Below are 14,681 nucleotides of genomic sequence, written 5' to 3' on the forward strand. Positions count from 1 at the left end.
CGCTCAGTGGGTGCCGATCTCTTCGATCTTAAGGCGCAGACCCTGCACGTTGAAAAACTCGCTATGGGTCAGGATCGAGCGGTCCTTTTCCAGATGCCGTGTCAGCGATAGAAGGCGTTGCCTTGCGGTAGTGTCATCGATCAAGCCGCCTCTGTCGCCCTGAAAGAAGGCTGCGCCGTTCCAGGGTACGCTGGAGCCTGACAACAACTCCGTCATGTCGGCCCACCTCGTCTCGTTGCCGATCACATGAAGATAGGAAGAGGCAAGCAGCGAAACCGACGTCCCGCCGATCTCGACCAGAACGATCAGCATGGTGAACGAGCCGACGCGAGCAAAAGTCTCGACAAGCCAGTCATCGAAATCGGTGGTGCATGCCGGTGTCATCGAAACTCGCGCGATGTGCAGTTGGCGGAAGAGAGCGGGAGTCGAACCCACCAGAGACAGGCTCGCTGCCTCACTCGGATTTGAAGTCCGAACGCCCCACCAGGGACGATTCTCTCCCATTGTCGTCATTTGACGCACGAACCAAGGGTCCAAACAAGTCCAGACGATGCCTGTTGACGCGGCGCAAGTCATCCCGTTTCAGGGTGATGCCATGGCGGTCGAAGAAATCGAGAATCTGGATGGCAACCTTGCGGCCGTTCTCGACGCGATCGCGAAACTGCGCGGCGGAGAAGACTCCATCTTCAGCGTGAGCCGCAACATCGGCTGCGATGGTCACCATTTCGTGGACCGTCGGGCGCAGGAAAAAGTGATCATGCGCCACTTCATCCGCCCATCCCAGCCGCCCGGCCAGTTTGAGAAGCCGGCGGACATCGCGTTCCGGATATGAAGTTGTGGTCGCGATGTCGCGAACGCGCGGCGGGCGGAAACGTGCTTCGCCTTCGAGCAGCGGCGCGATAATGTTCCAGGCCGCCTCGTCTTTGGGCGTCAGCCGCACGGTGTGCGTCGCGAGCCGCACGAACGAGCCATCGAGAACGATCTGGCCGCTTGCGGCGATCTTTTGGATTGCAGCGACGAACTCTGCCGCGGGCAATCTCGGCTGTATCAGCAGCCGCAGTTTTTCCCGGCCAATACCCTGAAGATCGGGATTCTCGGCGTGGTATGCTGCGAGTTGCTGGTCAAGCATGGATGTGAAGGCTTGCCAGCGATCCGGCGCGATGGCGATCCGCGATGTCGCCGGCTCAAACAGAACAAGTCCCAATGTTTCGGATATCCGCGCGGCCTCAATCGCAGGTAAAGCGCGATCGAGCGCGAAAACTCCAAAATCCCATGCAAAGGGCGGTGTCGCCAGCAGGGCTTGAAAGGCGGACAGCGGGTCGGCGAGCGCGTGAGCGGCGCGCTGCGCCCGACGCTCCGGCGTTCGCCGTTTCCGGGCCGGCGGGCGCAGATCGATGAACTGACCTCCGCCGATTGTGCGTTGAGCAGAGACGTCACGGATCACGTAGCGATCGGACACCGCAGCCGCAATCGGCCGCTCGAGCACGATTTGGACATCGGCTGCTGCACCCGGTTGAAGAGGTTCGTCACCCAGCAGGACGATATGGGCGCCCACTTCGGCCGAGGCGTGGTGGAGGCGCGCCGGGAACCATTGCCTCACCGGTTTGGTCTCGCTCGGCAGCAAGCGCAACTGGGCATCAATCCGGTCGGTTGGCGCATGCAATTCGGGATCGAGCACCACATCGCCGCGATGGATGCTCTCTTTCGTGATGCCGTCGCCGGCCAGATTGAGCGCGCAGCGATCTCCCACCCGTCCGGTATCCGCTGCTTTGTTTTGAGCGTGCAGTGAACGAACCCGCGCGGACAGGCCCGACGGGCTGATCAGCACGCGGTCTCCGACATGAATCGAGCCGGACAGAACGGTGCCGGTCACGACGACACCAACGCCCGGCAGCGTGAACACACGATCGATGGCCAGACGAAAACGGGCCTCGGCGGAGCGATCGATTATTTTATCCGCAGCCGCCTCCAGCCGCATGCGCAACGTATCGATGCCCTGACCTGTCAGTGCCGAGACCGGTAGAATTTCCGCGCCCTCGAGCATCGTTCCAACGCTCGCCCGACTGATTTGAGCGGCCACATCGGCCACGCGCTCCGGCGAGACGATATCGGCCTTGGTCAGTGCGACAAGGCCGCGCCTGATGCCGAGCAGATCGATGATCGCCAGATGCTCCAGCGTCTGAGGCATGACGCCGTCATCGGCCGCGACCACGAGCAGCGCGAAATCGATTCCGCTCGCACCGGCCAGCATGGTGTGGACGAAGCGCTCGTGACCGGGAACATCGATGAAACCGAGCGTCTTGTTATCCGCGAAAGGCAAATAGGCGAAGCCGAGATCGATGGTGATGCCGCGCGCTTTCTCTTCTTTCAGCCGATCCCCATCAACGCCGGTCAGGGCTTTGACCAGCGCGGTCTTGCCGTGGTCGATATGGCCGGCGGTACCGATAATCATCGGGCGCTTCCGTCGCGAATCTCACCCAGTAAGTGCATCGACATTCAATTCGGAAAGAACGAAGACAAATTCATCCTCGTCGGCCAGGCAGCGCAGATCGAGCGTCAATCCGCCGTCGGCAATTCTTCCGATTACAGGCCGCCGCAGCCCGCGCAAGGCGGCGGCCAGCCGATCCAGCGCGCCGCTTCCATTCTTGGTGCGGATCATCAAGCCTGCACTGGCGATGGTGTCGAGCGGCAGTGCGCCAGACCCGATCTGACTTTCACACGCACACACGTCGACCGCGCAGGACTCGCCAAGCGATTTCGCCACAAGCGGACGCAGCCGATTGGCCTGAACTTCGATCTCTGCCCTGGAGCGCGCGAGCAATCGCAAGGTCGGCAGACGGTCGGCAAGACGGTCGGGATCGCGATACAGTTTGAGCGTGGCCTCGATCGCCGCGAGCCGTATCTTGTCGACGCGGAGCGCGCGCTTCATGGGGTTGCGATTGACCTGCGCGATCAGCACCTTGCTGCCGACGATGAAACCCGCCTGTGGTCCGCCCAGCAGCTTGTCGCCGGAAAATGTCACCAGTCCGGCGCCTTGAGCGACAGCGTCGCGTACCGTCGGTTCCTTTTGCAGGCCGAATTGCGCAAGGTCGATCAGCGTGCCGGATCCCAGGTCGTTCAGCAGCGGTACGCCCTTTTCGCCGGCGATCGAGGCGAGTTCTGCGGCGCTGACTTCGGCTGTAAAGCCCTGAATACGATAGTTCGACGTATGAACCTTGAGGATGACGCCGGTCTGCGCGCTGAGGGCTGCCCGATAATCCCTGGGATGGGTTCGATTGGTGGTGCCAACTTCGATCATCTTCGTCCCGGCGCGTGCCATAATATCCGGCATCCGGAACGCGCCGCCGATCTCGATCAACTCACCACGCGATATGATGGCCTCCTGGCCTTGCGCCAGGGTATTGAGGCAAAGCAGGACGGCGGCGGCGTTGTTGTTGACCACGGTCGCATCCTCTGCGCCGGTCAAATCGCACAAAAGCGCTCGTAGATGATCGTCACGCTCACCGCGCTTGCCGGTCGATAGATCGAATTCGAGCGCTACCGCATCACGCATCGCCGCGGTCGCGGCTTCGATGGCACTCTCCGCCAACACCGCGCGGCCGAGGTTTGTGTGCAGGATCGTTCCCGTCAGGTTGAACAGCGGACGCAAGCCGGAGCGGTCCCGCTCTTCAAGCCGCGCCAACGCCTGAAGGGCGAGATCATCAGCTCCAGGCGCCGGCGCACCGGCCTTGATCGCCGTCCGAGCGTCGTCGACGGTGATGCGGACAGCCTCGGTGGAGATCATTCGGCCAAACCGTTGCGTAAGCTCCGCAGCCGCGGCTGTACTCAATATCGCAGTGACCGACGGCAGGGCGCGCAGGCGCGCGGATTGAGTTTCGTCCTGTCCGTAGCTCGATTTGTCCCAGGCGCTCATGGCTACTCACCGCTAACGGCCATAGTAAAGCGCCTAAATTTTGCCGTCCAGAGTAACCGCCAGGCCGATCGGCTCACCGCTTTTCTGACGCCGCGGGCCGTCGGAAGCCGATCGAGACTTCATCAGCCGCAATTCCCTCCTGTTTGTCGATAGGCCAGCGGTAAAGCGTGCCGCTTCAAGTGGCGGGAGTGTTGCCAATCGTAGCGGATCGTGGGGTCGAGAACGCGGGTTTTCTCGACCTTACAGGCCCAATGACCGGTTTCTAGTTTGTTGGCTTGGTCTCGCGGCGCGCGCTGAGTACGTCGCCGAACCGTTCCCAAGCTTCACCCTTGAACCTCATCAGCTGCAATTGCTGGATTGGCGCGAAGTCGGACTTGTCGGTGCTCATCTTGATGCCCGGCAGCAACCCGTCAAGCTCGACGTCTTTCATGCTTGCGGCCTGCTTCATGATGTTTGCCCGGGTGAGATCATCTCCGCAGTTCTTGAGGACGTAAGTGAGCGTTTGCGCGAGCGAGTAACCGTTCAGGACGGACCAGTCGGTCCGATTGGCGTCCGGGTAGTACTTTGTGAGGAAGTCGAAGAATCTCTTCATTCCCGGATCGTTTGCCCATTGGGGATCCGTTACGTCCTTCAAGAAAGTAGCCGAGATGATGTCTTGGCTGTTTTCGAAGCCCGCCGGCTTGATGACGCTTCCAATCGAAGTCGACACATTGGTGAGCAGGTGTAGTGGCTTCCACCCGATCTCGCCCATTTTCTTGATCGATTGAGCAGCAAATTTCGGCGTTCCAAAATTGACCAGCACATCGGCGTTGAGCGATTTGAGCTTGACGATGTGTGAATCGATGGTCGGCTCGGAAGTTTCGAAACTTTCCTGTGCGATGATCATCGAGGCGGCTTGCGGACCAAGCCCATCCTTGAAGCCCTTGAGATAGTCATTTCCGGAATCGTCGTTTTGATAAAGAACGGCAATCTTGGCGTTGGGCTTTTCTTTCAGGATGTACTTGGCGTAGATCCTGGCTTCGCTCTGATAGTTGGGCTGCCAGCCCATGGTCCAGGGGTAGTGTTCAGGATCGTCCCACTTGCTGGCGCCCGACGAAATGAACAGATGCGGCACCTTCTTGATATTCATGTATTTTTGAATGGCGGCATTGGTCGGCGTTCCCAATGCGCTGAATATGAGCAGCACTTCGTCGCTTTCGACCAGCTTGCGCGCCTGCTCGACGGTCTTCGGCGGGCTGTACGCGTCGTCATAGGAAATGAAATTGATCTTGCGGCCGTTGATGCCGCCTTCCGCGTTGACCATGTTGAAATAGGCGGCCTCGGCCTTGCCGATCACGCCATAGGCGGAGAGCGGGCCGCTATAGGGAATGATGTTGCCGATCTTTATTTCGGTATCGGTGGCGCCCACGTCGTACTTCTTTTGCGCCGATGCACTGCCGCTGGTTGCGGCAAATAGCCCGGCGATCGCCAGGCAAATCATCGTTCGAAGACGAAACATGGCAGTTCTCCCTGTTTTGCTGTGCTTCAGCACATTTGTTGGAGCCTCGGCTCTTGAACCAGGCCGTTGCTCGGCCGTTGACGCGGGCGAGAAGGCGATTTATCGTCCATCATCGCACAATGAATACAAAGTACAATACGAAAAATCCGCGGGAGGTACCATGTCCAAGGTGTTGTCGAACGCTCAAATCGAAGGTTTCCGCAAAGACGGCTATATCGCCCCGCTTCGGGCGATCTCCACCGAACGTGCCGCTGAGGTAAGAGGGCGCCTGGAGGCTTACGAAAGGAGCACCGGTGGTCCGCTCAGCGGTTCGCTGCGGGGAAAACCACATCTGTTGTTCACCTGGCTCAACGACCTGATCCGCGAGGAGCGCATCATCGATGCGATCGAGGATTTGTACGGAGAGAATCTGCTGTGCTGGAGCAGCAGCTTCTTCATCAAGGAGCCGGCCGACTCGGCCTTTGTATCCTGGCACCAGGACTCGACCTATTGGGGTCTCTCCAGCCCCGATGTGGTTACGGCGTGGGTTGCGCTATCCGAGAGCAACAAGGCCAACGGCGCGCTTGAGGTTGTTCCGGGGACGCATCTCAAGGATCAGATCCCGCATAGAGATACCTTCTCCAAGAACAACATGCTGACGCGTGGACAGGAAGTGGCCGTCGAGGTCGATCCGAATTCTGCGGTGATGCTGGAATTGGAGCCCGGCGAGATGTCGCTGCATCATGTCCGCCTGATCCACGGTTCGGCGCCGAATCCGTCCAGGACCCAGCGCCGGATCGGGCTTGCCATTCGTTATATGCCGACGTCCGTTCGGCAGCTCGAAGGCGAGGACGGCGCGTCACTGGTGCGCGGTGTCGATACCTTCCGTACGTTTGAACACGAGCCGATTCCCGCCCGCGATATGGATCCCGAATTCGTCGAGTTGCATCGCAAGCAGCATGAGCGGGCAGTGAAGATCCTCTACAAGGGAGCAAAGATTCCCGCCTGATCGACGCAATCCGCCGGTCTCGAGGGGGGGGAACGGACTCACGAGGTCGTTTCCCCCTGGTGCGGCAACCGGCTTGCGACGCTGCGCCAGCTCGGGGTCAGCACTTGCCCCCGCGCTGGGGATAGTTGATGGAAGATAACAGAGCCAGACCGGTGGAGTCCGACCGGTCATCGAGTTTGAGCGACATACGATGCACCCTCCCATGCAGCCCGGCTGGATCGATGCGCCCCACGGGCGGCTGGATCTTGGCCGTGTCATCCTGGAAAGCGGCGAAGCGATCGAGGATTTTCATCTTTCCTACGCGGTGCACGGCGACCTCAACGACAAGACGCTGCCCGTCGCCGTGGCGCTTTGCGCGATCGGCAGCAGTCATCATCGGCTGGACTTTCTGATCGGCGAGGGCCTTGCTCTGGATCCTCGTCGCTTTCGAATCCTTGCGATCGATGCGATCGGAAACGGCCTGAGCAGTTCACCATCGCTGTCGCGTAAGCAGCCACGGATGCGTTTCCCGCAATTTGGCATTCGCGATATGGTCATGAGCCAGAAGCTTCTGATCGACCATCTCGGCATCGATGTGGTTGATTTGGTGATCGGCGCCTCGATGGGCGGTATGCAAGCGCTGCAATGGGCCGTTTCATATCCGGATCGTGTGCGCAGCGTCGTGGCCATGACCCCGATGGCGAAGACGACCGGGTGGTCGGCAGCCGTCAATCACACCGCGCGTCTTGCGCTTCAAAGTCATTCGCCCGATCCCCAAACCGATCCAGCCGGGATCGCCGAACGCTGGGAAAGCTGGAGCGCCACGATGCAAATGTTGTGTTCGCGCACTCCAGCGTTGGTCGATCAGGAACTCAGAAGCCCAGGTGAGGTCCATGCGTGGCTCAAAATGCGGACCCGGCTTTGGATCGAGCAGGGGTTTGATCCGCTCGACTGGATCTATCAATCATGGGCGTATGACGCGCACGATGTCGGAAATTCGCCAGGCTTTGCAGGCGACACAAATGCTGCGCTGCGTTCCATCAAAGCACGCAGCCTGATCCTGGTGCCGCCGCTCGACCTCTACAATCCGGCGCCGGCCGGCCGCTGGGCTGCGGACCGTATCCACGGCTGCGAATTCGTCGAAGTGCCGTCGATTGCAGGTCATTCGATGGCAAGCGCGGCCGATCCGGTGGCGGCGGACGAGCTAAACCGCCGCATACGTGATTTTCTTCGCTGATTTCCTTTGCCAGTTCCCTGGCCGGAGTTCTGCTAGAATGTGTCGCCCGAGCTAAATTTGCTTCTGGATTCCATAAAGAAATGAAAGCCAATCGAGCCACTCCATCCGCCCTTGAAGCATCCGAAAAGCTGTCGATGCAGCAGAACGCGTTTGTTCTGCTCAAGGAGATGATCAAGCAGGGCCGCATTCGTCCTGGCGAGAAGCTGCTCGAAGTGCAGGTAGCCAAGGCGTTTGGCATCAGCCGCTCTCCGGCCCGGCACGCGCTTCAGGCGCTCTGCGATGCCAAGATGGTGCAGGAGACCAGCGGGCGCGGCTACCAAGTTGCGGGCCGTCCGAAGCCCGAAGATGTCGGCCAGATTGCGCTTCTGGAGAAACTGCAAATCTCCCCGTCGCGGCAGTGGGAGCGGGTTTACGCGAAAGTAGAGCAGGAGCTCTGCCTTCGAGTGCTGTTTGGATCCGTCAGGGTGATTGAGGCGCCACTCGCAGAATATTTTGGTGTTAGTCGCACCGTCGCCCGCGACGTCCTGGGCCGAATGCAAAGTGTGGGCATGGTCAGCAAAGACGGGCTGGGTCATTGGTTCGCCGAGCAAGTCTCACCCGCCAGAATCCGCCATCTGTTCGAAATACGGACAATCCTCGAACCCGAAGCACTGCGCCAGGCCGCAGCGTTTTTCAGTCGTGAGGAACTCGAACGCATCAGCCATAGTCTCCGGTACCCGGACTCCGGAAGACCGATGCAAATGAGCACAGTGGGTCAAGCCGAGACCGATATGCACATCGACTTGCTGTCACGCTGTCCAAACCGCGAGATTATTCACGCCCTGAAACGGACCCACGTCCTTTTCGTTCCAAGCTTGTATTTGGTGGATCCGAACCTGACCGTTCCGCGCGACATCCTGGAGACGGTCTTCCACGAGCACCTCATGATCGTTGACCAGTTGCTCGATAAAAACGTGAGGAAAGCCTGCGTTAATTTGCGCCGGCATTTGGAGGGGGCACACTCCCGCTGGATGATTCGCTTCGAAATTGCTGCGAAATCGCCTTTCCCCGCGCTGCCGCCCTATCTCATGGAACCTGGACGGCCGTTTAATTTCCGCCAATCTTGATGAAACGAACGATAGCAAACGACGTTTAGGGTAGCTTGCAGATGACTCTTAATCATCAGGCCGCTATCGGAAGCGAATGTCGGTATCGGTGGCTGCGTGCCCGCCCATGCGGTGGTCTGGGGCGTCACCTTGCCTGGCGTGACGCGTTTCAACCGTTGCGATAAGGCTGGCCGACGCGCTAGCCTTGGCCTTCAGAAAATTGGGGGAGGGGACAGACATGGGTCGCAAGATAGCTATCGTGGGAGCGGGTGCCGTCGGCGGGTATGCCGGCGCCCATATGGTGCAGGCGGGCGAGGACGTGACGTTCATCGATCCATGGCCCGAGCATGTCGAGCACATGAGGAAGCACGGCCTGCGCGTTACTCATGCCAAGGACGTTGCGGAATTTTCGGTTCCCGTGCGCGCGCTGCACCTCACGGATGCGCAGCAGCTAGCCAAGGAAAGGCTGGTCGACATCGCCTTCGTGTGCATGAAGTCCTACGACACGGCCTGGGCCACGATGCTGATCCAGCAATATCTGGCACCGGACGGCTACGTCGTGTCGTTGCAGAACTGCATGAATGAAGAGACGATCGCCGGCATCGTCGGCTGGGGCAGGACGCTGGGGTGCATTGCGAGCAGTATCACGGTCAACCTGCCCGAGCCCGGCCACGTCCACCGCGGCGCCGGCAAGGGCGGGGCGGCGCACACCGTATTTCGCGCCGGCGAAGTGCACGGCCGTATCACGCAACGGGCGGAAGAGATTTGTCGCCTTGTCGGCTACGCTGACAGCGCCAAGGTAACCGGCAATTTGTGGGGCGAACGGTGGTCGAAACTGGTTGCCAACGTCATGGGCAACGGGCTCTCGGCCTGTACGGGCTTGACCGGCGGAGAGATGTTGCAAAGCGAGCCGATCCGTCGCTTCTCCACCCGGCTCGGGAGCGAAGCGATCCGCGTCGGGCAAGCGTGCGGCTATCAACTGGAAGAGATTTTGCACCTGCCGCCTGAGACCATAGCGCGAGCGGGTGAGGGCGACGAGGCGGCGATGCGCGCGTGCGACGAGCAGCGCTTCCACGACGGCAAGCGCACCGCCTCGGAGCAGCGGCCCTCGATGGGCCAGGACATGCAGAAAGGACGGCGCACAGAGATCGAATTTCTCAACGGTTTCGTGGTGCGCGAGGGCGAGAAGGTCGGCCTCTCCTGCAGTGCCAATGCCGTCCTGACTGATATCGTCAAGCGCGTGGAACGCAATGAGCTGAGCCCCGATCCGCGGCACATCACCGAACTGCGGCTGAACTGAGCCGTCTTGCGCGAGGCGCTCCACGCGCACCGACCCTTACGAGTGCCAAACGACGCAAATGCGCACTCGTCGGCTTCTCGAAATAGTCGAGGTGGCGATCAGCAATTCGGTGCCGAAAAATTCGGTGTCCGAGTCACCTATTTTTCCTCGGCAGCAATTCCAAAAATGCGCCGGCATTTCCAAGCGATCGAAAATTCGCGCACCATAGATCCGAGGTTGCCTCAGCGATCGCTTGCCAGAGCGAAGCCCGAGAACCGCATGTCGCCGAGCAATTGAAATTGCGGGGCCTGGAGGGTAGCATGATGTGTGCGGACGATGTCGCTAAGGCCCGCGTCGAACAATCACAGCACGCCGTCGAGTTTCGATTCGGGCGGCTTATTATTCTCACTGATCTGAAATCGAGAAAATAAATATGTAGGGGAGTGAGCGTTATGGATGATGTCACGCGACGTACGCTGTTGGCGGCGACGGCCGCAGGCGGGCTGCTTACGGCGGCAACAGCAGCCGGCGCACAAACCAGCGAACCGATACCGCAGCCTCAACGTCCGGGACATGGTGGCACCGATCCCGGTCCGCGCAATCTCGCCCGGGACCGGCAGAATCCCGATCTGCTGGTGCCACCCGCAACCGATCACGGCACACTTCCCAACTTGCGCTTCTCGTTCTCGGATTCGCATGTGCGACAGGAGTCTGGTGGCTGGACCCGGCAGATCACCGTGCGAGAACTTGGTATTTCCAAGAACATCGCGGGCGTGAACATGCGCCTGAATGCCGGCGGCGTTCGCGAGCTGCATTGGCACAAGGCGGCCGAATGGGCCTATATGCTGTACGGCAGTGCCCGCATCACGGCCATCGATCCCCAGGGACGAAATTTCGTCGATGACGTTGGCGTCGGCGATCTCTGGTATTTCCCGAGCGGCGTGCCGCATTCGATCCAGGGGCTCAATCCGGATGGCTGTGAGTTCCTGCTGGTGTTCGACGATGGTGACTTCGATGAAGACAACACCTTCCTGCTAAGCGACTGGTTCAAGCATACGCCGAACGAAGTGCTGTCGAAGAATTTCGGCATGCCGGGTTCGACCTTCGATCATATCCCGGATCCAGGCGAACTCTACATCTTCGCAGCGCCGGTGCCGGGGTCGCTGGACGCCGACAAGATCGCGGGAGCAACGCCGGTGGCGCAGAGCTTCAGTCACAGGATGCTGGCGCAGCAACCGATCAAGACCAAGAGCGGCACGGTGCGGATCACCGATACCAGCGTCTTTCCGGCATCGAAGACGATCGCCGCGGCGCTGGTCGAAGTCGAGCCAGGCGGTATGCGCGAGATGCATTGGCATCCCAACACCGATGAGTGGCAATACTACATCGACGGTCAGGCGCGGATGGGTGTATTCGCGGCGTCAGGTCAGGCCCGCACGTTCGACTTTCAGGCCGGCGATGTCGGCTATGTGCCGTTCGCGATGGGGCATTACATCGAGAATACCGGGACTACGACACTGCGCTTTCTCGAGATATTCAAGAGCAGCTATTACGCCGATGTATCGCTCAATCAGTGGCTGGCGCTGACGCCGCCGGAACTGGTGAAAGCGCATCTGAAGCTCGATGCGCAGGCGTTGGCCGGTCTGCACAAGGAGAAGTTTCCCGTCGTACCGGGGTGACCGGCGAGGGTGATGGCGCTTCTGCAATGGCCGTCGGAAGCGCCGCTCAAGGCGGTCCCTTATCTCCTGGCGTCATGTAACGGCTGCGGTCTTCGATTGCTGTGGCGCTTCCAAAGCTTGCGCGATCGCATCATCGACGTGTTCGAGCCAGATAAACTCCAGTTGATCCCGAGCGCCTTTCGGAATCTCGTCGAAGTCACGACGGTTGCGAGCAGGTAGCATGACCCTGGTCAGGCCGGCCGCTGCGGCCGCCACGACTTTCTCCTTGATGCCGCCGACCGGCAGCACCAGGCCCCGGAGCGATATTTCCCCGGTCATCGCGGTATCGTTTCGAACCGTTCGGTTGGTGAGCAAGGAGGAGAGAGCCGTGAACATGGCAACGCCTGCGCTCGGCCCATCTTTCGGCGTGGCGCCCGCCGGCACGTGAACGTGGATATCACTCTTTTCAAAAATCGAAGGTTCGATCCCAAGCTGCGAAACCCGGCTTTTTACCAGCGTCAGGGCCGCCTGCGCGCTTTCGCGCATGACGTCACCGAGCTGGCCGGTCAGAATCAGTGCGCCCCTGCCGGGAATCCGGCTCGCCTCGATAAAGAGGATATCGCCGCCGACGGGAGTCCAGGCCAGTCCGGTCGCGACACCAGGGATACTGGTGCGCAGCGCGATCTCGCCTTCAAAACGAGGCTGACCGAGAATGGAGGTGATATCCTTGGAAGCGATGATGACCCTGTTCGAACTGCCTTCGGCGATTTGTACAGCCGCATACCGCAGCGCCTTGCCGATCTCCCGCTCGAGCGAGCGAACGCCGGCCTCGCGGGTGTACCCCTTGATGATGAGCTTCAGCGCGTCGACGTCGATTTCGGCCTGTTCCGGCGTGAGGCCATTTGCCTCGAGCTGCCGTCGCACCAGATAGCGTTGGGCGATCTCCAGCTTTTCGTCCGCCGTGTAGCCGGGCAGGCTGATGATTTCCATGCGATCCAGCAGCGGGCCCGGGACGGTGTCCAGCATGTTGGCGGTTGCGATAAAGACCACGCGTGACAGATCGAATGGGACCGCGAGATAATTGTCGCGGAACGTTGCGTTCTGCTCGGGGTCTAGCACTTCCAGCATCGCCGCAGACGGATCGCCCTGAATGCCGCGTCCCATCTTGTCGATCTCATCGAGCATCATGACGCAATTGCGCGAGCCGGCCTTTTTTATCGCCTGGATGATGTTGCCGGGCAGGGCGCCAATGTAGGTTCGCCGGTGCCCCCGGATCTCGGCCTCGTCGTGAACGCCACCGAGGCTGACGCGGATAAACGGGCGGTCCATCGCGCGCGCGATCGACTGTCCCAGCGACGTCTTGCCGACGCCCGGAGGACCCACGAAACAAAGGATCGGCGCTTTGCCATGGGGAGCTAATTTTCGAACCGCTAGATATTCGATGATCCGGGTTTTGATCTTTTCCAGGCCAAAATGATCCTCATCAAGAATGCGACGCGCTTGTGCGATATCGATCGGCTTTTCGTCTGGCAGACTCCAGGGCAGTTCGACCAGCCAATCCAGATAGCTGCGAACCATGCCGGACTCCGCGGCCGATTCGGGCATTCGTTCATATCGGCGCAGTTCCTTGCGCACCTGGCTCTCGGCTTCAGCCGGCATCTGGGCTTTGGCGATCGCCGCATTCAGCTCCGCGACTTCCTGTGCCTTGCCGTCGCCCTCGCCCAACTGGCGCTGGATCGTCGCCATTTGTTCGCGAAGGATGGCTTCGCGCTGCCGGTCATCGAATGCAGCCCTGGTCTTCTGGCCAATTTCATTGGTCAGCCGAAGAACTTCGAGCCGCTCTGCAAGATACCGGGAAACTTTCTCCATGCGCAGGGACAGGTCGATCGTCTCCAGAATTTCCTGTTTCTCCTGTATCTTGATGTCCATGTAGGAGGCCGCGAGATCGGCAAGAGCGGCCGGCGACGTGGTGGACTGAAACGCGGCGACAAGCTCCGGCGGCGCTTGCGGAAGCAATTGAATGGCTTCGACGGCCTGTCTTTGCAGGTTGAGAAATCGGGCCTCGATCTCCGGTGAGGTCGTGGTGGGCTCGGGAATATGGAGAACCCGGGCCGCCAGAAAGGGCGTGCCGGGGAGAAAGTCGAGCACGCGGGCGCGCTGAACTCCCTGGCAAATGATGTGATGGGTCTCGTCCGGCGCGGTGATGTAGCGCACGATGTTGGCGATGGTGCAGATGCGATTGAGGTCGTCAGGACCGGGATCCTCGACGTCCGCATTGCGTTGCAATACAATTCCGATCGGCCGCTGCTCGCGCAGGGCTTGTTGGGCTGCCGCGATCGATTTTGGCTGGGTTACGGTGATGGGCGCAACGGTGCCTGGAAACAGCACGGTATTGCGGACCGGGACAATGATGAGCGCATCGTCCGGAATGCGAACGGCGTCGGCGCCGGGCTTGGTGGCGGAAGCAATGGTCTCTTCGTTGACAGGGGGCATGGCCATTCTCACGCGGACTTTGCAAGGCGCAGCACGATACATCCGTTCACGGCGAAGCGGCTGACGGCGTAACGTCCGACGGGTAATGCGATGCGGCGCTCGAACCGGCCCTGCGGCAGCTCGAGGCGGTGAATTCGTGCATCGCGCAATTCCTTGGGGAGCGTCCGGCGTCCGCTGACCACCAGCATTCCGTTGTCGATGACAGCCTCGACCTCCTCAGGATCGACGCCGGGCAGCGCGACAAGGATGAGGATCTCCCCGTCGGTCTCCAGCACGTCGATTGGCGGTTCCCAGCAAGATTCCCGCGAGCCAACCTTGGTTTGCAAGTTGAAGAACTGCTGACGAAGACGCTCGGCGCGTGCCAGCGACTCGATCGCCTCGGACAGCATCCAGTTGACGGGATCTTTCGCTGCCATGTGCTCCTCACGCGTACAGGAATCCGGATCGTCGGCCGGCACGGATTCCAATCACCCGGCTTCGGCAAGAGAAAGCCATGCCAGCCTTTTGAGATGGAAGCGAGCATAGCCTTTGCGAACGTCGGGAGGAAGCGT

11 protein-coding genes and 1 tRNA gene are annotated in these 14,681 nt (G+C 60.3%); 5 read left to right on the plus strand and 7 right to left on the minus strand.

Going from position 1 to position 14,681, the window contains the following annotated elements; all coding sequences use genetic code 11:
* Positions 1-3: 3 nt before the first annotated feature.
* The 5 genes from BLV09_RS33885 to BLV09_RS33900 all read right to left on the minus strand — a co-directional run bounded on the left by BLV09_RS33885 (position 4) and on the right by BLV09_RS33900 (position 5,393).
* Positions 4-384, minus strand: coding sequence for a hypothetical protein (locus tag BLV09_RS33885; RefSeq protein ID WP_146690521.1), 381 nt, complete (start codon positions 382-384; stop codon positions 4-6).
* Positions 385-406: 22 nt separating this feature from the next.
* Positions 407-502: transfer RNA gene (locus tag BLV09_RS37595), tRNA-Sec, on the minus strand.
* Entirely contained in the window at positions 455-2,452 is a 1,998-nt protein-coding gene (gene selB, locus BLV09_RS33890; RefSeq protein ID WP_146690522.1) for a selenocysteine-specific translation elongation factor, read from the minus strand. The genes BLV09_RS37595 and selB overlap by 48 nt, the downstream gene beginning before the upstream one ends.
* Before the next feature lie 21 nt (positions 2,453-2,473).
* Positions 2,474-3,913, minus strand: coding sequence for an L-seryl-tRNA(Sec) selenium transferase (gene selA, locus BLV09_RS33895; protein WP_146690523.1), 1,440 nt, complete (start codon positions 3,911-3,913; stop codon positions 2,474-2,476).
* A 262-nt stretch (positions 3,914-4,175) separates the two neighbouring features.
* Entirely contained in the window at positions 4,176-5,393 is a 1,218-nt protein-coding gene (locus BLV09_RS33900) for an ABC transporter substrate-binding protein (RefSeq protein WP_433994456.1), read from the minus strand.
* A 178-nt stretch (positions 5,394-5,571) separates the two neighbouring features.
* Here BLV09_RS33900 and BLV09_RS33905 point away from each other — a divergent pair, with 178 nt between their 5' ends.
* The 5 genes from BLV09_RS33905 to BLV09_RS33925 all read left to right on the plus strand — a co-directional run bounded on the left by BLV09_RS33905 (position 5,572) and on the right by BLV09_RS33925 (position 11,658).
* A complete protein-coding gene (locus BLV09_RS33905; protein ID WP_146690525.1) occupies positions 5,572-6,399 on the plus strand; it encodes a phytanoyl-CoA dioxygenase family protein in 828 nt (275 codons plus the stop codon).
* A 190-nt stretch (positions 6,400-6,589) separates the two neighbouring features.
* On the plus strand, positions 6,590-7,615 hold the full coding sequence (locus BLV09_RS33910) for an alpha/beta fold hydrolase (protein WP_146690526.1): 1,026 nt from the start codon (positions 6,590-6,592) through the stop codon (positions 7,613-7,615).
* Between the two features lie 80 nt (positions 7,616-7,695).
* Positions 7,696-8,721: a GntR family transcriptional regulator gene (locus BLV09_RS33915; RefSeq protein ID WP_146690527.1), complete on the plus strand. Its 1,026-nt coding sequence runs from the start codon at positions 7,696-7,698 to the stop codon at positions 8,719-8,721.
* Positions 8,722-8,905: 184 nt separating this feature from the next.
* On the plus strand, positions 8,906-10,000 hold the full coding sequence (locus BLV09_RS33920) for a ketopantoate reductase family protein (RefSeq protein ID WP_146690528.1): 1,095 nt from the start codon (positions 8,906-8,908) through the stop codon (positions 9,998-10,000).
* A gap of 431 nt (positions 10,001-10,431) precedes the next feature.
* Positions 10,432-11,658: an oxalate decarboxylase family bicupin gene (locus tag BLV09_RS33925; protein ID WP_146690529.1), complete on the plus strand. Its 1,227-nt coding sequence runs from the start codon at positions 10,432-10,434 to the stop codon at positions 11,656-11,658.
* A gap of 72 nt (positions 11,659-11,730) precedes the next feature.
* Here the strand turns inward: BLV09_RS33925 and lon are convergent, their stop codons facing one another.
* Together lon and BLV09_RS33935 are read right to left on the minus strand one after the other, a co-directional pair.
* Entirely contained in the window at positions 11,731-14,130 is a 2,400-nt protein-coding gene (gene lon / locus BLV09_RS33930) for an endopeptidase La (protein ID WP_433994370.1), read from the minus strand.
* An 8-nt stretch (positions 14,131-14,138) separates the two neighbouring features.
* Positions 14,139-14,546 (minus strand): Hsp20/alpha crystallin family protein, encoded by a 408-nt coding sequence (locus BLV09_RS33935; RefSeq protein WP_167558974.1) that lies wholly within the window; start codon positions 14,544-14,546, stop codon positions 14,139-14,141.
* Positions 14,547-14,681 lie beyond the last annotated feature (135 nt).

Origin of the sequence: Bradyrhizobium canariense (assembly GCF_900105125.1) — a bacterium.
Taxonomy (GTDB): Bacteria; Pseudomonadota; Alphaproteobacteria; order Rhizobiales; family Xanthobacteraceae; genus Bradyrhizobium; species Bradyrhizobium canariense_A.

Bases quoted from the DNA above. Each gene is read 5' to 3' on its own strand.
- BLV09_RS33900 (WP_433994456.1), bottom strand. From the start codon at position 5,393: ATGATTTGCCTGGCGATCGCCGGGCTATTTGCCGCAACCAGCGGCAGT.
- BLV09_RS33925 (WP_146690529.1), top strand. From the start codon at position 10,432: ATGGATGATGTCACGCGACGTACGCTGTTGGCGGCGACGGCCGCAGGC.
- lon (WP_433994370.1), bottom strand. From the start codon at position 14,130: ATGCCCCCTGTCAACGAAGAGACCATTGCTTCCGCCACCAAGCCCGGC.
- BLV09_RS33915 (WP_146690527.1), top strand. From the start codon at position 7,696: ATGAAAGCCAATCGAGCCACTCCATCCGCCCTTGAAGCATCCGAAAAG.
- selB (WP_146690522.1), bottom strand. From the start codon at position 2,452: ATGATTATCGGTACCGCCGGCCATATCGACCACGGCAAGACCGCGCTG.
- BLV09_RS33905 (WP_146690525.1), top strand. From the start codon at position 5,572: ATGTCCAAGGTGTTGTCGAACGCTCAAATCGAAGGTTTCCGCAAAGAC.
- BLV09_RS33935 (WP_167558974.1), bottom strand. From the start codon at position 14,546: ATGGCAGCGAAAGATCCCGTCAACTGGATGCTGTCCGAGGCGATCGAG.
- BLV09_RS33885 (WP_146690521.1), bottom strand. From the start codon at position 384: ATGACACCGGCATGCACCACCGATTTCGATGACTGGCTTGTCGAGACT.
- selA (WP_146690523.1), bottom strand. From the start codon at position 3,913: ATGAGCGCCTGGGACAAATCGAGCTACGGACAGGACGAAACTCAATCC.
- BLV09_RS33910 (WP_146690526.1), top strand. From the start codon at position 6,590: ATGCACCCTCCCATGCAGCCCGGCTGGATCGATGCGCCCCACGGGCGG.